The following is a 17,036-nucleotide window of genomic DNA, read 5'->3' on the forward strand; positions in this document are numbered from 1 at the left end:
ATCTATAGGATTTGCTACTTTAGTATTTAAATATTCGAGTTTATCAAGTAATTTTTTACTATAAACACAAATTGCAAACTTTTCTTTCCAAGAGCCTTATATCTTCCATAAAAGTTATTTCTTATTTCATTATTAATTTGTGGGCTATTAATTAAAAAATTAGGCATTGCCTAGAAAAAGTTGATAATTTGAAAAGTTTACGTCATGGCCACGCTCTTTGCAGTTGCTTAGCTCATGACGATATCAACCGTTTCGAGGAAATGCCAAAAATTGCAGTAATAAATAGCTGCAGATTAGGTTCTGTGAAGGAAAATTAAATTAATCTATTTTTGCTATTTTTTGCTGTAAATCATAAGACTTTTTTGAAATAGGAACAACTATTACTGCAAAAATCTTATTAATGTTCGCTAAAAAATATCTGAAAATATAAATAATTTAATTTTCCTTCACAGAACCTAAAGATTATAGTTATATTATTTTAAATATTAATCCTAAAGTCAAAATATAACTATGTCAAACCGTAATAGTTTAGAAGTACAAGAGTACGCACAAGCTAGCTCCTTAAATAATACTAATCTAACTGCATCACAGGGTGAGTTAATACTAACTGTTGCAAATTTATTGTTCAAAGAGTCAAATATTAATAATAATCAGAATATATAAAGAGATAATAATATATCTTATGAGAATAATATTAATAATATTACCGACTTTGAAAATCAGGATACAAGTTGTGGTATATGTAAATGTCTTGGAGCGATAGCTACTGTTTGCTGCAATGTGTATGTATTTTTATTTGAATAAACACCAAATTTTACACTAAAAAAATATGAGCAAGGCTTAAGAAAGTTAGGAAACCTAGAGCATCGGTTATGGTTGTTAGAAATACACCGGAGCCTGTAGCGGGGTCTATATCAAAATAATGCAGTATTATAGGAATAGCAGAGCCGAATAATCCGGCTACTAAAAAATTTAAAATAACTGCAATAGCAAAAATAACGCTAAGATTTAAGTCAAGCAACATCACAAAGCTAAGTCCTGCTCCGATAATTGCCAGTACAAAACCGTTAAAAGCCGATACGGCTATTTCTTTTAATATAACTTTATTGACATTATTATAATGAATATCTTTATTAGCAAGGGCTCTAACCGTAACGGTCATAGCTTGTGTTCCGGCATTTCCGCCCATTGAAGCTACAATAGGCATAGTGGCTGCAAGCGTTACAAGTTTTGCAATAGTATCGTTAAAATGGTTAATGATAAGTGAGGTTATGCAGGCAGTGATTAGATTAACAAAGAGCCAAGGAAAACGATGTTTAACGGTATAAAATACATTGAAGAAAGTATCTTGAGTGTGTACCCCGCTTAATGATAATATATCTTTGCCGGCTTGTTCTTCTATAATATAAATTATATTATCGATTGATACGCTACCTACTAACTTACCGCTTTTATTTACTACCGGTACAATAGTTAAAGCATATTGTCTAAAAATGAAGCTTAGTTCATTTAAGTCGGTAAAAGCATCTGCAAGCTTAAAATCTTTGCTCATCAAATCTTTTATCAATTCATTTTTTTTGCCTTTAATTAGCGTGCTAAGAGAAATAATACCGATAGGGCGTAATTTATTATCCGTAACGATTGCCGCATAAAAGTCATTCTTTACGTTCTTGATAAAATTTAATGATTCCTCGACCGTCCATCCTTCTTGAAGATTAATAAAATCGCGCTCAATTACCCTACCTACCGTATTTTCGGGATATGTACAACCTACGGTAATTTGGTGTTTTTTTTCTTTAGTGAGATTACTTAGGATAAGGTCTTTTATATCATCGTCTAGATCGATTACTACTTCAATAGCATCTTCTATAACTAGCTTATTGATTAATTCTGCAGATTTTTTTATGCCTAAAGTTTCTATTATTAAAGGTTTACTATAAGCATTTAATGATACTAACGTTTCAGGCTTAATTTCATCCTGTAATAAAGGAATAATTATTTTATATGTTTTATTGTTAAGATTATCTAAGAAATCTGCTAAATCGGCATAATGAAGCTTGGCCAGCCTGCTTGCAGCAGCATCATAATTGTGATCTTCGATCAGATCGTTAATTTGATCAAAAATTTCAGCAAATTGATCGTGATGATCTGGTAAGATGCTTTTAAATATATTAAAATTAGGCATAGCCTATTGACCTAATAGTTTATTATAGACTTTTATAATTATTTAAAGCTGGGTAGCTAGGCTTGGCATAGAATTGTGTACAATTTGCTAATCAATATAAATCACAGAGTACAAATAAGCAATAGTTTTTATTTCAACTCCTTTTCATGTATCAGGAGTATACAATTAGCACAAACATTTGCTAACAAGACGAACTTAGGCGTAAATATAAAATCTGAAGTGTCGAAATAGACAAAAATTTGACTTTGTGAAAAACCGGTGAATGGTGCGGTCGAGAAGACTTGAACTTCCAATCTTTTTACAGAACAGCACCCTCAACGCTGCGCGTCTACCAATTTCGCCACGACCGCTTAAGTTTTACTCTATAGCAGGTTATGAGTAAAATATCAATAGAGTTCTTTTAATGTCATTTCCGCCTTTCTATGTCATTCCCGCTTCCACGGGAATGACATAAACTAGCCATGCTACAACACCTTTAGTCGTTCGCAATGACGGCAAAGCTATTCAAGATAAATCAACAACAAAACTAGGTGTAATCGATTGCTTAACAGCAGCTTTCATTAAACTATCTAGTTTTTCATCAATATTATCAAAATCAATATGATATTCTCTAGAATTTCCGGTTAACACTAGGGCAGAGTCTATACCAAGGCGATTTGCTGCAAGTATATCGGTGTAAAAAGTGTCCCCAATCATTAACATGCGATTCTTAGGGGTATTATGACATTCTTTTAAAATTTTGCTATATATTTCTTTATATGGCTTACCGCTATAAATTACTTTTCCGCCAAGCTGCTTTATTTTTTCGGCATAATAGCCGCTACAATATCTATAAACACCGTGCTGATTTATTCCAAGGTCAGGATTAGCACAAATATTGACCATTTTACGTTGTACAACAATTTTAAATAATTCATTGAATTCGTTTAAATCTAAATTTTCGTTTTCATCTCTGTAAATAGTCATTAAGAAAATATTAGCTTTGTTAATATCATCAGTGATAGGACATTGAATTCTGTTTATTATATCATTTTCTAAATGTCCTAAATGATATATTGCTGGTTTTTCTATACCAAACCGCTCTTTACTTTCTAGTATCATTTCTACTGCTATTTCGCCTGAGCTAATGATCATTTCCGGTTCTGCATTTAATCCCCACGATTTAATTGTTTGATGCAGTGAAAAAATATTGCGTGGAGCATTAGTGACAAAATATACTTTTTTTCGTTCAATAATCTTATTGATATTTTGTACGACGCCCGGATAGGTACGCCCCCCTTCAATTATTACCCCCCAAAGATCGAATAAAAACACGTCATAATCATTAATTACGTCGAAAATATTTTTTAACTTTAATATATTCATTGTTATCTCGCTAATTTGGTATTGACTAGAATCAATTGATATCGTCATTGCGAGCAGCCGTAGGCTGCGTGGCAATCCCGTCAAATATCCTGAGATTGCGGACGTACAATTACTTCGTAATTTTCTTGCAATGACGTAAACTTTTTAAATTATCAATCTTTATTTTGTTATCTCGCTAATTTTAAATCAAGAAACTTTACTATTTTAATAAGTTACGTTATAGTTATTTTTATTGTTTCTAGCAACAAGTAATAGAGCCAAATATATAATATGTCGGAAATTGAAGAAAAAGTTAACGAATCATCATACGGTGCTGATTCCATAAAGGTTTTAAAAGGTCTTGAAGCCGTAAGAAAAAGACCGGGAATGTATATCGGGGATGTTGGAGACGGGTCGGGTCTACATCATATGATTTATGAAGTAGTCGACAACGCTATCGACGAGTCGCTTGCTGGTTATTGTAATCTAGTACGAGTAACATTAAATAAAAACGGTTCAGTAACCGTATCCGATAACGGGAGAGGTATACCCGTTGAAATTCATGAAGAAGAAGGAATATCGGCAGCTGAAGTTATTATGACGCAACTTCACGCCGGCGGTAAGTTTGACCAGAACGCTTATAAGGTTGCAGGCGGTCTACACGGTGTTGGTGTATCGGTTGTAAATGCTCTTTCTGAATGGCTTGAGCTGCGTATTTGGCGTAGTAATAAGGAATATTTGATTAGATTTAATAACGGTATAACGGAAGCTCCGCTTGCGGTTGTCAAAGAAAATATTGATAAAAAAGGTACGGAAGTTACTTTTTTTCCGTCTGTAGAAACGTTTACTAATATAGAATTTGATTTCGGCACTATAGAGCATCGTCTTCGAGAGCTTGCTTTTTTAAATTCAGGCGTAAAGATTTTACTCGTCGATAATCGCTTTGAAGAAGTTAAAGAAGTAGAGTTTTATTATACGGGCGGTATAGAAGCTTATGTAAAATATATAGACAGAGCGAAGCACGCTATCCATCCATGTATAGTAGTTAATACAGAGAATGCTGAGTCCGGTATAAGCCTTGAGCTTGCGATGCATTGGAATGATTCTTATCATGAAAATATTTTATGCTTTACTAATAATATTAGGCAGCGTGATGGCGGAACTCATCTTAGTGCTTTCAAATCAGCGATAACACGTGTTATTACCTCGTATCTTGATACTACGGGTCTTAATAAAAAAGCTAAAAATGACTTTAGCGGTGAAGATACTAGGGAAGGGCTATGTTGTGTGCTTTCCGTTAAAGTGCCTGATCCTAAATTTTCTTCTCAAACAAAAGATAAGCTAGTAAGCTCCGAAGTACGACCGGTTGTTGAGAATGCCGTTTATACAAAGGTTCTTGAGTGGTTTGAAGAGCATCCAGCAGAGGCTAAGGCAATTATAGCTAAGATTATGGAAGCTGCGAATGCTCGTGAAGCTGCTAGAAAAGCAAGGGAACTCACTCGAAGAAAATCAGCTTTAGAAGTTTCGAATTTACCAGGTAAACTTGCAGATTGCCATGCAAAAGATCCTGCTATTTCAGAATTGTTTATTGTTGAGGGGGACTCTGCGGGCGGTACTGCAAAGCAGGGTAGGGATAGCAAAATTCAGGCTATATTGCCTTTGCGTGGTAAAATTTTAAACGTTGAACGTGCAAGATTTGATAAAATGCTCGGTTCGGACCAAATCGGTACGTTAATTACAGCTCTTGGAATTAGTGTTGAACAAGAATTTTCCTTAGAAAAGCTTAGATACCATAAAGTTATTATTATGACCGATGCTGATGTTGACGGTTCGCACATTAGAACTTTATTACTCACGTTTTTCTATCGTCATATGCCTGAGCTAATAAATAAAGGCTATCTATATATAGCTCAGCCACCGCTTTATAAAGTAAAGAAAGGAGCAGCCGAGCTTTATTTAAAGAATGAGCAAGCGCTGCAAGATTATTTGATCAAATCAACTATTAATGATACAACCATAATTCTAGACGATAAAGAGCGGTTAGTGGGTGATAATTTAGAAGAGCTAATTAATAAAGTAGTTAAGTTTAACGGCTTGCTTGACCATGCTAGCAAAAAATTTAATCGTTCAATTACCGAAATTCTTGCGATTAATGACTTACTTAATAACAAAATATTTGAGCCTGAAAGTGATTTAAGACTTAAAAAAGCTTTAGATGTTTTAAATAGCTTAGAAGATTCGCCTGATAAGACTAATTGGGAAGTTTTAAAACATGAAAATAAAATAGATTTCTTCCGCTTTAGTAGGGGTTTAAAAGAAAGTAAAATATTATTGAAAGAGCAGTTAGAATCATTTGAGTTTGTACAAATATCAAAGCTTGCTTTAACGATTTTTGATATATTTAGTAAGCAATTAAAGCTTATAGTGAAAAGTCAGGAATTCGATATTTTAACACCGAGTCAGTTGTTAAATACCATTATAGAATGCGGAAAAAGAGGTATAAATATTCAGCGTTTTAAGGGTCTTGGTGAGATGAATTCCAGCCAGCTATGGGAAACTACTCTTGACCCTACAAAAAGAACTTTGCTTCAGGTAAGAGTTGCAGAAATTGATGAAGCAGAAGGCATTTTCTCTACTTTAATGGGTGACGTTGTTGAACCTCGCAGGTTATTTATCCAAGCAAATGCGTTGAATGTCGTGAATTTGGATGTGTAGTATAATCGGTGTCATACCGTGGCTTGACCACAGTATGACAATTTAATCAGTTTCTCCTCGCAATGACGTTACAATTTTATCAAAATAATTTATGCATAAATTAATTATTCACGGTGGTACACCTCTTAAAGGTAGTATTAATATTAGCGGTGCTAAAAATGCCGTACTACCTATTATGGCAGCGTCTATTCTTACCGATAAACTGCATATTACTAATGTGCCAAAGTTAACGGATGTTAGTACTATGAAAGATTTGCTCCGAAGTCACAGGGCAGATATTGAAATAATAGAACATCAAGATGAATTGGAGCTTATAATTGATACCAAAAATATAAATAACTTTACTGCAGATTATGAAATAGTCCGTAAAATGAGAGCATCGATTTGGGTTCTTGGTCCTTTGCTTACCAAATACGGTAAAGCAAAAGTATCGCTTCCGGGTGGTTGTGCTATTGGAGCAAGGCAAGTAGATTTGCATATTGCTGTGTTAAAAGCTATGGGAGCTGCGATTGAAATAGAAGACGGTTATATTAACGCTTCAAGTAAAGGACGCTTAAAAGGTACTCATTTTGTTTTTGATAAAGTTTCCGTAGGTGCTACGATTAATGCAATACTTGCAGCTGTTTTAGCAGAGGGGGAAACTGTGCTTTTTCATTGCGGTCGAGAACCGGAAATAGTTGATGTATGTAATTGTCTTATCACAATGGGAGCCGAGATTGCAGGTATCGGCACTAGCGAAATAACAATTAAAGGCAAGGATTCTTTAAATAAAGCGAGCTATAAAGTACTTTCTGACCGTATTGAAGCCGGTACTTATATGTTTGCGGCAGCTATTACTAAAGGTGATGTAAAAATTTGTGGGATTGATTACCATATTGTAGAAAATATAGCTTTAAAACTTATCGAAACGGGTATAAAAGTCGTGCCGATCAATAACGGAGTTCAGGTAACTTATGAAGGGAAGTTAAATTCAGTTGATTTAGAAACTAATCCCTATCCTGGCTTTGCTACTGATTTGCAAGCACAATTTATGAGCCTTATGACGCTTAGTAGCGGTGTTTCAATGATCACCGAGAATATTTTTGAAAATCGTTTCATGCATGTCCCTGAATTATGTAGAATGGGAGCAGATATAGTAGTACGAGGTAATAAGGCGGTTGTTCGAGGTGTAGAAATGTTAAAAGGCGCAGAAGTTATGGCAAGTGATCTTAGAGCTTCGGTATCGCTAATACTTGCCGGTCTTAGTACTAATAGTAAAACCGTATTACACCGAATATATCATTTAGATCGTGGTTTCCAAGATTTAGAAAAAAAATTAAGTAATTGCGGTGCAGATATAAAAAGGGTATAATATACACAGATCAACTTCAAAAATGGGCTAAGTCGTTCTACAAGAGCTACGGTACTCACGTATTAAGTATACGCTGTGTTCCTCGCCTTGTGAACTCCTTGCTCTTTTTGAAGTTGATCTGTGTATAATTCGTTTCCTATTTATTTGTAGTATACTATTTTTAACGGAGAAAAATTATGGCAAGAATTACAGCAGAAGATTGTAATAAAATTATACCGGATAGGTTTCGGCTTGTTGTCCTAGCCACAAGATATGCTAAATTATTAAATTATAAAGTAGAAACTAATCAAATCAAAAAAGAAAAGCGTGATAAGCCTCCCGTTATCTCATTACGTAGAATTGCTGCCGGAAAAGTATCGGTAGCTCAGTTAGAACAAGATTTAATAAATAGTCTGCGTACAAGAACTATTATAGAGCCGCTTGTTAATCAAGATGAATCAGAAGCTGTAGGAGAAAAATTTGAGTATTTACCTGAAGTTTATATCGGGGACGATTATTCTGATTTAGATGATCAAATCTTTATTGATGAGAATGGCGAAGATTATGAAACCGATAAGTAAATGCTTATCGGTGTTGGTACTGATATAGTACAAATTCCTAGAATCGAAAAAATATTACATTTATATCCAGAACTTTTTGCTAAAAAAATTCTAACTTCAAAGGAATTAAAACAGTTTGCTTTGTTGGGGAAAATAAACCATGCTGCTTTTTTAGCCAAGCGTTTTGCTGCTAAAGAGGCGGTTAGTAAAGCCTTTGGAGTCGGTATAGGTCAAGGTATAAATTTTAAAGATATTACTATACTAAATAATGATTTAGGTAAGCCTATAGTAGAAGTTAGCTCAAACTATACAAACAAACTCTCTCCTTTTAATATTCACCTTTCTCTTGCTGATGATTATCCTGTATGTGTAGCATTTGCTGTGATTGAGAGTAGTTATAATGTTATTCTTGGGTAGAGGCGTGTTACTGTGTGAACCCTATGTCATTCCTGCGGAGGCATTGTTGCGTGAATACCCAAACCGTCATTGCGAGGAGCGAAGCGACGTGGCAATCTCATGCAGTAATAACAAACTCCTGAGATTGCTTCGTCAAAACTTACAGTTTTTCCTCGTAATGACGACTTGGTATACGGGGAGTGCCCGCTCTCGCAATGACAAAATATAAATTACGATCCGGCTTTGTTGTCTGCTTTAGGTAACATGATTTTTAAATCAGCTTTAGCTTCTAAATCAGCAATATATTTCTTTAGTATTTCTGCAGCTAATATATTATCAATAGTTACTTTTGCTTCTTCTTTTGTTGGAATAGGCACAGGTTTTTTCTCAAGCACTTTGATAATATGCCAACCGAAATCGGTTTTTACAGGAGTTGAAACTTCATTTACTTTTAAAGCAAAAGCTTTCTTTTCAAATTCCGGTACTAACTGCCCAGGTTGATTTAGTAGAATGTAACCGATAACGCCGCCGTTTGAAGCTGAAGCTTTATCAAGAGATAACTCTTCTGCAAGCTTAGTAAAGTTTCCGCCTTTGCTTAATTTGGTTTTTATATCATTAGCTTCTTTTTGAGATTTAACTAAAATATGAGCAACTTTTATTTGTTCTTTACCTTTAAGATTACCGACATATTTATTATATTCATCATCAAACATATTATCTGTAATGTTAGATTTTATGTAGTTTGCTAGTAATTCTTGTTGAGCTAATTGATTTTTTGTATTTTCAAGTTTTTCTTGGAATTCTTTAGAAGAAGTAATATTTGACTTAGCAACTTCTTCTTTTAACAAAAGATTATTAACATAAATTTTTATTAATTTTTCCTGATCTTGTGGTGGAAAATCATCAAAATTTTTGATTGTTTCACCTGATTGAAGATTAAGCTGAGGCTTAAATTCTTTCATAATTTGCGATTCTTTTACTTCACCGCCTTTATAGGTAGCAACTACCTTGTCTTTATCAGCAAAAGCAATACCGGAAAGCATGCTAACTGATAAAAATATAACAGATAATTTTTTCATTTATGACTCATAATTGTGTTAAATATAAGCTTAAATTTTATAAAAATAATATATAACCGTCAACAGCTATTTGAGAATATTTTATTTATTAATAATAATTTACAAATATTTGTAGTAAAAAATTATTCATTTAAATAAAATTATAACATTTGATAATTTTATAAAATATACCTATATTTAAGTACTAAAATACTAAAAATATCATAAGGACTTTAATGCTTTCTATTTTAAAAAAACTTTTCGGTACTGCAAATGATCGTACTGTAAAAAAACTATTTTCTGAAATTACAAAAATTAACTCGCTTGAACCTGCTATACAAAAATTATCAGATCAGGAGTTGAAGAATAAAACTGTGGAGTTTAAAGAAAAGCTTAAAAACGGAGCTACTTTAGACGATATAGTATATGAAGCGTTTGCGGTAGTTAGGGAAGCAGCTAAAAGAGTTTGCGGTATGCGTCATTTTGACGTTCAGCTTATAGGCGGCCTGATATTACATCGAGGCATGATTACCGAAATGCGTACCGGTGAGGGTAAGACCTTAGTTGCAACGCTTCCTGCTTACTTAAATGCTTTAACTGGAAAAGGTGTACATGTTGTAACCGTAAATGATTATCTAGCACGCCGTGACTCTGCTTCCATGGGTAAAATTTACAATTTTTTAGGTTTATCGGTTGGATGTATTGTTGGCGGTATGCCTGATGAGGTAAAACGAGCCGCCTATAACGCCGATATTACTCATGCAACAAATAATGAACTCGGTTTCGATTATTTAAGGGATAATATGAAGTATAGCTTGCAGGAGCGGGTACTTCGTCCTTTTAATTTTGCTATCATCGATGAGGTTGATTCGATTTTGATAGATGAAGCAAGAACTCCGCTCGTTATCTCGGGTCCGGTTAATGATAATGCAGAGTTATACGGTAAAATTGATAAAATAGTACGTCTGCTTAATGCAAGTGATTTTGAAAAAGACGAAAAATTAAAAACTATCAATTTAACGGAAACCGGCATTACACATATAGAATTGCTTTTAAGTAAAGAAAATATTATAAAACCGGAGACCAGTTTATATGATTTTGAGAATTTAACTTTAGTACATTATGTTAACCAAGCCTTAAGAGCTCATAATATGTTTACTGTTAATGTAGATTATTTGGTGCGTGAAGGTAAAGTAATGATTATTGATGAGTTTACCGGTCGTGTAATGGAAGGGCGTAGATATTCGGAAGGGTTACATCAAGCATTAGAAGCAAAAGAAAATGTGAAAATTCAAAATGAGAACCAAACTTTAGCCTCTATTACTTTCCAAAATTATTTTCGTAATTATCCTAAATTATCGGGTATGACCGGTACGGCTATGACCGAAGCACCGGAACTAAAAGATATATATAATCTCGATGTGGTCGCAGTCCCAACCCATAATAAAGCTACAAGGCTTGACCTTGATGACGAAATTTACGGCAGTAAAAAAGAAAAATATGATGCTATCTTAAAGCTAATTAAGGATTGTTACGATCGTGGACAGCCTATACTTGTCGGTACGATAAGCATAGAAAAGTCAGAAGAACTTTCAAGCGTTTTAAATAAAGAAAAAATCCCTCATAAAGTATTAAACGCCAAATTTCATGAGCAGGAAGCTTTTATTATTGCTCAAGCAGGTAGGTTTAAGGCAGTAACGATTGCAACTAATATGGCAGGGCGCGGTACTGATATTATGCTTGGCGGTAATCCTGAAATGTTAATAGAACAGCTGGATAAAGAACATAATTATGAAGCTAAAATAGCTGAAATAAAAGCTCAAATTGCCGAAGAAAAGAAGCAGGTTATTGAAGCAGGCGGCTTATTTGTGATAGGTACGGAAAGGCATGAAAGCCGTAGGATAGATAATCAGCTAAGAGGAAGATCAGGTAGACAAGGTGATCCTGGTAAAACTAAGTTTTTCCTATCGCTTGATGACGATTTAATGCGTATTTTTGCATCAGATCGTATATCAGGAGTCCTTAGAACACTTGGATTGAAAGACGGAGAGGCTATCCACCATCCAATGATTAGTCGTTCACTTGAGAAAGCGCAGCAAAAAGTGGAAGGACATAACTACGAAATGCGTAAAAATTTATTACGTTTTGATGATGTAATGAATGACCAACGTAAGATAATATACGAGCAACGTACTGAAATTATTAAATCTAAAGATAGTCACGGTTTCTTAAATAGTACTACTGAGGAACTCGCCAAAAAGATAGTATTAACTTTCATGCCGGTAGGCTCTTATAGAGAAGATTGGGATATAGAGAATTTAAGCGTAGAATTACATCGTGTTTTTTCTATAAAATTTGATCATAATGTAGTAAGTAAAAATGATGTAACGGAAGAAGAAATCACGAAGACCGTTATACAAATGGCTTATGATATATATAAGTCAAAAGAAGAAGCCTATAGTAGCGAGTTAATGCATAATGCCGTGAAATATATTTTATTAACTACCCTTGATCAAGTTTGGAAAGATCATTTATATAGCTTAGATCATTTAAAACAAGGCATATCTCTTCGAGCTTATGGCCAAAAAGACCCTCTTAGTGAGTATAAAAGAGAAGCATTTAACTTATTCGAGCAGATGCTTAATAATTTAAAAGAATTATTTATTCAAACCGTATACCATTTCCATATTGACTTAAAACATGTTCAAAAAGAAGATGTTTCACTTGAGTATAAAAAACTTCAGAAAAATATGCGTGAGAGTCGAGAAGATCCGGCATTTAGTAAATATAACGCAGGAAGTAGCCTTGAGACTGACCTTAAACCATTCGTATCACGCATTGACCCAAAAGATAGAAACCCTGAAGATCCTACTAGTTGGGGTAGGGTATCTCGTAATGAGCTATGCCCGTGCGGTTCAGGCAAGAAATATAAATATTGTCATGGTGCAAATGAATAGATGAAAACCTATAATACCCTACGATTTTTACTCTATGTCATTCCCGCGAAGGCGGGAATCCAGCAAAACTCGAAACAATCAAAAGATTATAGTTATTTCTTAAAATTTCTTTACATTTTTAGAAAAAGTAAAAATTCTTCGAGATTTTTATACTTTCCGGGTTCCCGCCTTCTCGGGAATGACATAAAACAAGCCATTAATTCTTAAGACAATACAACCTTTTTAAAAATTGTAGGGTATTATAATGCAAACCACTTTACCTCAGCGTTCTCTAAAAATCCCAAGCTAGGCTTAATTTTATAGTGTAGCAAATTCTAGATATTGCACAAGATAAAATTGCTATGATTATCTTGTATTGCTCTTTTGCAAGAGGTGATGGGGTGCGTGATCTAACTAATGGTTACCATAGCGATACCTATATTTTGATAATTCTGAAGAAAGGTAAATATAAAGGATATACTGCTTTAAGATTACAAGATACAATATATACCAAATTAAAAAAGACAGGAGAATAAAGCCGCAAATTATCCCATATGACTCACGAATATCAATAATTCTTGAATCAATAGATGAAGTAAACAGGCAGTTAGAAAAAGGACGTTATTTTTATACGGATATAAACAAAGAAGGCATTCTTTATATATGATAGCAAGGAATTTACACTTAGCGAAGCTAAAGATTTCCCTTGGAGCGAGATGAAAGAAATTGCTAAAGATTACTATGAAGAATGGTTTAGAAGTGGATGCGGGTTTTTGATTGATTGCCAATATCCATTTGAAAGAGGCGAATTAAACAAAAGTGCTTTTTATCTTCATCAAGCTACGGAGAGTTTTTACAGTAGCATCTTGTTAGTTTTTTCCAATTACAAACCTAAATTGTATGATATAGAAGAATTAGGGAGTATGGCAGAAAATTATAATAGTGATATTGCAAGTATTTCCTATAGTAACCTCTGAGCAAAAAGAATGTTTTGAGTTACTTCAAAAAGCTTATGTTGACGCAAGATATGATAAAAACTATAAAATTACAAAAGAACAGCTGCTTATTTAATCGATAGAGTAGAAAAGTTGAAGGAAATAACCGAAAGAATCTGCACGGCAAGGATTAATCAGTAGGAGTTCTCAGTATTGTCTGCGTGTGACCTCCTAATCGTCATTGCTAGGACATTGCATAGCAATTGACGAAGCAATCTCAGGAGTTTGTTATTATTTCATAAGATTGCCACGCAGCCTACGGCTGCTCGCAATGACGATTTGGGTATCCAAGCAAGCCTTTTGCAGGAATGACAATGAGCTCTTTATTACCTTTAAGAAATACAAAGTATAAATAAGTAGAATATGATAAAAGAACTATTAAATAGTAATTTAACTCTGTTGCTAAAGTCAAATAGAGTAGTAGTGCAAGATATAGAACATTATGTAAAACAATGTAGCTTTGAAAATGTTTTAAAAGAGTCTATTTTTCTTGATAAAGTGAGCGTAGTAAGGAGTTTAAATGAATTACTTGCAGTCTCTACTACTGAACTATTTTCGGTATCTACAAATAATGCACTAAAAGTTGGCTAAATGGTTAGTTGAAGAAAAAAAAGCAAATGTTAATATGTGTAGTGATATTTTGAAGAATACTCCTTGAAATTCAGCCGCACGTCACGGAAATTATAAAGTAGCAGAATATCTAATATCAAAAGGCGTTGCAGTAAACGGGAACGATGGAGCTTGGCTAGGATCACCTTTATATGAAGCAGTAAGCACTTTAATGTAGCAAAACTATTACTTAAGAACGGAGCTGAGGTGGATCAAAGAAAATCCGGAGGAATACCTTTGCATGCGGTTGTTAAAAACGTTCGATGTACTTCTAAAGATATGAAGGATGATGAAATATATAAGCTGTTAGTATCATATGGTGCTGATATCAACGCAAAAGTAGCATTTAAAGGAGTAGGGTTTAGTATATATGATGGAAAAACGATATCAGAAATAGTAGAATTTAAAATAGCATTTGTCGGTGAAAGTTAAGTAATAACGGAAGAATAATGATGTTTTGAGATATCTTAACATATTTATAGGCATTGCCTAGAAATCGTTGATACCGTCATTGTAAGCGGCTGTAGGCTCCTGTTGCATGGATACCAAATCGTCATTGCGAGCGACTGTAAGGAGCGTGGCAATCTTATGAAATAATAACAAACTCCTGAGATTGCTTCGTCAATTACTTTGTAATTTTCCTCGTAATGACTTCAACTTTTCAAATTATCAACTTTTTCTAGGCAATGTCTATTTATCGACACGGTAGTTATTGACAAGTTTAGGAAAAAGTTTTATATTCTTCACAAGTTTAAGAAAAAGTTAATAGTATATGTCTAAAGCAAAAACAGCTTCCAAAAATAACCCGACTTCTAGGGAACAGGCTAAAGAATATTTTCATAACGGTCAGAAGATCAAACCGGTCAAGCTTATTGCTGCTCAAAAGTCTTTTCTAGCTGCCGAATATGAATCTTCCGGAGATTTAGTCGTAGGGAGCAATGGTCAGCCATTACCTTGGGGATTAGTTAAAAGCTTATCTTAATATTTTCATTTCCAAAAACCTCGCTAATAAATAATCGGGGGCATAGCTCAGGGGTAGAGCATCTGCTTTGCACGCAGAGGGTCAAGGGTTCGATTCCCTTTGCCTCCACCACTTCCGATAAGGGTTTTAAGGCTTTTTGAAATTTAGTAAAAACTTTGAATATTCCTTTTGTTTTAATTTTCGCTCCATGTCTTGCTAAAAAAATATTCTGTACCTACTATTATTGGTTATGGGAAGTATTTACAACAGCAGAATCTAGGCAAAAACAAAATAATCTACGTACTCAAAAACTGAGGTTACTATTTACTTGAGAAAGAAATATACGAAGCTTTGCTAGCACTCAGTAATTATAGCAGTGAAGAGAATAATAAATTATTAAATACAACTTATTGACTTATTAATTATTATTTTCTTATAAATTAATAAAAAAATAAGGACATAATATGAGTGGTACAACAAAAAATATAAATGCAAAGGGAGCATGGGTCTTGATGGTTGGCTTGGCGTTACTGTAGGTAATAATATTACTCACTCTTTTAGTTTAGATACTAATAATATTTTTTAGGTATCACCGATACTATGAATTACTATAATGGCTTAGGTAGTATAGACATAAATAATGCACGTGTTAATTTGAATATAACTAATAGAGCTTTAGAAATAAATGCTAATAACAGACCGTTTAAATTGATTGTAGACGAGAATTTTTCTATAAAAATTGCAGAGTTTAACACCTATGATTCTCTTGTAATAGAGATATATCAAGGCATTGCTCTTAGAATACTAGACGAAGAATGTCCTTCTATGCCTATAACTTTGGGGCAAAATGCTAAAGTTAATTTTATCTATGAAAATGAGCAATATACTTTTACCAATCATTATCAAGATAAAATGAGTTTCCAAGATATAAATACGTTAGTAAAAATAGCTAATCTACCTCATAAAGAATTTGTTAAAATTTTATCTAATAATTATACGCTAGAAGAAATAAAGGAGATTGCAAATAAAGGAGATTGCAGATAAATATAAAGCAATAGATAAAGAGGTATTAAATTTATTTATAGGACAAAATTATAAGCTTTTTTATAGCTCTGATCAAACTGAAAATCCTTTTTTAGTAGACAAGTCTTTAGAAGAAAGTCCAATCCTTAATCTACTGCCTGTTGACCTTAAAATATCATATAGCTTCTTATTTAGAGGACGAAGTCGATATAATAGGCAATGACAGCTAAATCCTCTATCTACTACAATGCAAGCTGGCATACAATACATATTGGCATGCAAGAAGATTTTAAGCTACACGGCAAAGCTTGCCAATCACTTAATACATAAAAATGGTACGCAATGGCTTGATGTTTTAGATCAGACATTAAAGTTATACCTACCAGCTAGGCATTCAGACTATGCAGATAGCAGGCGATATAAGAAAGCTAGTAGCAAGCACATCGCTGGTAGACTTAAAGAAAAATTTACAAAATCTTGACTCTGTAAGATTTGGTATGTAGGTATCAAGGGTAGTAAGTACTACAAATAATTTAGTAGTTGAGAGTTTGTAGGACGTAATACAAGCACGGATGTCCGGTATGCAGATGAGCGTTGGCTTTAATAATGCCGGAACATATAAGAAGCTAGGAGGTAAAGCTGAAGTAGCTAGCCGAGATGTAGTGCGGACAACAGAATTATCAAAAAAATTTACTTTACTCTATTAGTTGTACGATAAATATATGATAAATAAATTTAGTAACTAAAAGAGTAACAAAATATATTAGATTTTGAATCTCAAATTGAACAAAAAGACGCCACATTAGAATTATATATAGAAAACAATTCTTTTAATATATTGGATATTTTAAATAAGATAAATTCGATTCCACATACGTCACTTAATAATATATCATCTTCTGAAGAAAATCCATTAATTAAGGA

General features: G+C 33.7%; 17 protein-coding genes, 2 tRNA genes and 1 pseudogene. 16 read left to right on the top strand and 4 right to left on the bottom strand.

From position 1 onward, the window contains the following. Nucleotides 1-510: 510 nt before the first annotated feature. Nucleotides 511-804, top strand: a pseudogene (locus GCO76_RS00005) (hypothetical protein). Between the two features lie 10 nt (nucleotides 805-814). On the opposite strand, the gene mgtE reads toward GCO76_RS00005, so the two are convergent. The 3 genes from mgtE to GCO76_RS00020 all read right to left on the bottom strand — a co-directional run bounded on the left by mgtE (nucleotide 815) and on the right by GCO76_RS00020 (nucleotide 3,550). After that, nucleotides 815-2,185, bottom strand: coding sequence for a magnesium transporter (gene mgtE, locus GCO76_RS00010; protein ID WP_410955754.1), 1,371 nt, complete (start codon nucleotides 2,183-2,185; stop codon nucleotides 815-817). A gap of 263 nt (nucleotides 2,186-2,448) precedes the next feature. Beyond that, a tRNA-Leu gene (locus GCO76_RS00015) sits at nucleotides 2,449-2,535 on the bottom strand. Between the two features lie 154 nt (nucleotides 2,536-2,689). Then, nucleotides 2,690-3,550, bottom strand: coding sequence for a TIGR01459 family HAD-type hydrolase (locus GCO76_RS00020; RefSeq protein WP_410955755.1), 861 nt, complete (start codon nucleotides 3,548-3,550; stop codon nucleotides 2,690-2,692). Between the two features lie 270 nt (nucleotides 3,551-3,820). Between GCO76_RS00020 and gyrB the strand changes: the two genes are divergently transcribed. The 4 genes from gyrB to acpS all read left to right on the top strand — a co-directional run bounded on the left by gyrB (nucleotide 3,821) and on the right by acpS (nucleotide 8,551). Continuing rightward, nucleotides 3,821-6,244 (top strand): DNA topoisomerase (ATP-hydrolyzing) subunit B, encoded by a 2,424-nt coding sequence (gene gyrB / locus GCO76_RS00025; RefSeq protein ID WP_410955756.1) that lies wholly within the window; start codon nucleotides 3,821-3,823, stop codon nucleotides 6,242-6,244. 91 nt (nucleotides 6,245-6,335) lie between these two features. Then, nucleotides 6,336-7,595: a UDP-N-acetylglucosamine 1-carboxyvinyltransferase gene (gene murA / locus GCO76_RS00030; RefSeq protein WP_410955757.1), complete on the top strand. Its 1,260-nt coding sequence runs from the start codon at nucleotides 6,336-6,338 to the stop codon at nucleotides 7,593-7,595. Nucleotides 7,596-7,771: 176 nt separating this feature from the next. Further along, the gene (gene rpoZ, locus GCO76_RS00035; RefSeq protein ID WP_410955758.1) at nucleotides 7,772-8,155 is read left to right on the top strand and encodes a DNA-directed RNA polymerase subunit omega; all 384 of its coding nucleotides are present in this window, start codon (nucleotides 7,772-7,774) and stop codon (nucleotides 8,153-8,155) included. Beyond that, entirely contained in the window at nucleotides 8,156-8,551 is a 396-nt protein-coding gene (gene acpS / locus GCO76_RS00040; protein ID WP_045806006.1) for a holo-ACP synthase, read from the top strand. 209 nt (nucleotides 8,552-8,760) lie between these two features. On the opposite strand, the gene GCO76_RS00045 is transcribed toward acpS, so the two are convergent. Next, complete coding sequence (locus GCO76_RS00045; protein WP_103896891.1) at nucleotides 8,761-9,609, bottom strand: foldase protein PrsA; 849 nt, start codon at nucleotides 9,607-9,609, stop codon at nucleotides 8,761-8,763. Nucleotides 9,610-9,824: 215 nt separating this feature from the next. Here GCO76_RS00045 and secA point away from each other — a divergent pair, with 215 nt between their 5' ends. From secA to GCO76_RS00100, 11 genes are all read left to right on the top strand, one after another. Then, nucleotides 9,825-12,545, top strand: coding sequence for a preprotein translocase subunit SecA (gene secA, locus GCO76_RS00050; RefSeq protein WP_410955759.1), 2,721 nt, complete (start codon nucleotides 9,825-9,827; stop codon nucleotides 12,543-12,545). 341 nt (nucleotides 12,546-12,886) lie between these two features. Continuing rightward, nucleotides 12,887-13,060, top strand: coding sequence for a hypothetical protein (locus tag GCO76_RS00055; RefSeq protein WP_410955760.1), 174 nt, complete (start codon nucleotides 12,887-12,889; stop codon nucleotides 13,058-13,060). Nucleotides 13,061-13,240: 180 nt separating this feature from the next. After that, complete coding sequence (locus GCO76_RS00060) at nucleotides 13,241-13,501, top strand: HEPN domain-containing protein (protein WP_410955761.1); 261 nt, start codon at nucleotides 13,241-13,243, stop codon at nucleotides 13,499-13,501. 381 nt (nucleotides 13,502-13,882) lie between these two features. Then, nucleotides 13,883-14,110: a hypothetical protein gene (locus GCO76_RS00065; RefSeq protein ID WP_410955762.1), complete on the top strand. Its 228-nt coding sequence runs from the start codon at nucleotides 13,883-13,885 to the stop codon at nucleotides 14,108-14,110. A 225-nt stretch (nucleotides 14,111-14,335) separates the two neighbouring features. Then, on the top strand, nucleotides 14,336-14,560 hold the full coding sequence (locus GCO76_RS00070; RefSeq protein WP_410955763.1) for a hypothetical protein: 225 nt from the start codon (nucleotides 14,336-14,338) through the stop codon (nucleotides 14,558-14,560). A gap of 340 nt (nucleotides 14,561-14,900) precedes the next feature. Further along, nucleotides 14,901-15,110 carry a hypothetical protein gene (locus GCO76_RS00075; RefSeq protein WP_004998070.1) on the top strand — a complete coding sequence of 70 codons (210 nt, stop codon included), beginning with the start codon at nucleotides 14,901-14,903 and terminating at the stop codon, nucleotides 15,108-15,110. A 36-nt stretch (nucleotides 15,111-15,146) separates the two neighbouring features. Beyond that, a tRNA-Ala gene (locus tag GCO76_RS00080) sits at nucleotides 15,147-15,221 on the top strand. Between the two features lie 468 nt (nucleotides 15,222-15,689). Then, nucleotides 15,690-16,133 carry a hypothetical protein gene (locus GCO76_RS00085; RefSeq protein ID WP_410955764.1) on the top strand — a complete coding sequence of 148 codons (444 nt, stop codon included), beginning with the start codon at nucleotides 15,690-15,692 and terminating at the stop codon, nucleotides 16,131-16,133. Further along, on the top strand, nucleotides 16,108-16,335 hold the full coding sequence (locus GCO76_RS00090; protein WP_410955765.1) for a hypothetical protein: 228 nt from the start codon (nucleotides 16,108-16,110) through the stop codon (nucleotides 16,333-16,335). Before GCO76_RS00085 ends, GCO76_RS00090 begins: the two co-directional genes overlap by 26 nt. A gap of 48 nt (nucleotides 16,336-16,383) precedes the next feature. Further along, complete coding sequence (locus GCO76_RS00095) at nucleotides 16,384-16,593, top strand: hypothetical protein (RefSeq protein WP_410955766.1); 210 nt, start codon at nucleotides 16,384-16,386, stop codon at nucleotides 16,591-16,593. Between the two features lie 91 nt (nucleotides 16,594-16,684). Further along, complete coding sequence (locus GCO76_RS00100; protein ID WP_410955767.1) at nucleotides 16,685-16,819, top strand: hypothetical protein; 135 nt, start codon at nucleotides 16,685-16,687, stop codon at nucleotides 16,817-16,819. Nucleotides 16,820-17,036: the final 217 nt, after the last annotated feature.

This window comes from Rickettsia koreansis (genome assembly GCF_046532895.1).
Classification (GTDB): Bacteria; Pseudomonadota; Alphaproteobacteria; order Rickettsiales; family Rickettsiaceae; genus Rickettsia; species Rickettsia rickettsii.

What these genes read in the sequence shown, in the direction of transcription:
- mgtE (WP_410955754.1), bottom strand. Translation starts at nt 2,185, where the DNA reads ATGCCTAATTTTAATATATTTAAAAGCATCTTACCAGATCATCACGAT.
- GCO76_RS00020 (WP_410955755.1), bottom strand. Translation starts at nt 3,550, where the DNA reads ATGAATATATTAAAGTTAAAAAATATTTTCGACGTAATTAATGATTAT.
- gyrB (WP_410955756.1), top strand. Translation starts at nt 3,821, where the DNA reads ATGTCGGAAATTGAAGAAAAAGTTAACGAATCATCATACGGTGCTGAT.
- murA (WP_410955757.1), top strand. Translation starts at nt 6,336, where the DNA reads ATGCATAAATTAATTATTCACGGTGGTACACCTCTTAAAGGTAGTATT.
- rpoZ (WP_410955758.1), top strand. Translation starts at nt 7,772, where the DNA reads ATGGCAAGAATTACAGCAGAAGATTGTAATAAAATTATACCGGATAGG.
- acpS (WP_045806006.1), top strand. Translation starts at nt 8,156, where the DNA reads ATGCTTATCGGTGTTGGTACTGATATAGTACAAATTCCTAGAATCGAA.
- GCO76_RS00045 (WP_103896891.1), bottom strand. Translation starts at nt 9,609, where the DNA reads ATGAAAAAATTATCTGTTATATTTTTATCAGTTAGCATGCTTTCCGGT.
- secA (WP_410955759.1), top strand. Translation starts at nt 9,825, where the DNA reads ATGCTTTCTATTTTAAAAAAACTTTTCGGTACTGCAAATGATCGTACT.
- GCO76_RS00055 (WP_410955760.1), top strand. Translation starts at nt 12,887, where the DNA reads ATGATTATCTTGTATTGCTCTTTTGCAAGAGGTGATGGGGTGCGTGAT.
- GCO76_RS00060 (WP_410955761.1), top strand. Translation starts at nt 13,241, where the DNA reads ATGAAAGAAATTGCTAAAGATTACTATGAAGAATGGTTTAGAAGTGGA.
- GCO76_RS00065 (WP_410955762.1), top strand. Translation starts at nt 13,883, where the DNA reads ATGATAAAAGAACTATTAAATAGTAATTTAACTCTGTTGCTAAAGTCA.
- GCO76_RS00075 (WP_004998070.1), top strand. Translation starts at nt 14,901, where the DNA reads ATGTCTAAAGCAAAAACAGCTTCCAAAAATAACCCGACTTCTAGGGAA.
- GCO76_RS00085 (WP_410955764.1), top strand. Translation starts at nt 15,690, where the DNA reads ATGAATTACTATAATGGCTTAGGTAGTATAGACATAAATAATGCACGT.
- GCO76_RS00100 (WP_410955767.1), top strand. Translation starts at nt 16,685, where the DNA reads ATGTCCGGTATGCAGATGAGCGTTGGCTTTAATAATGCCGGAACATAT.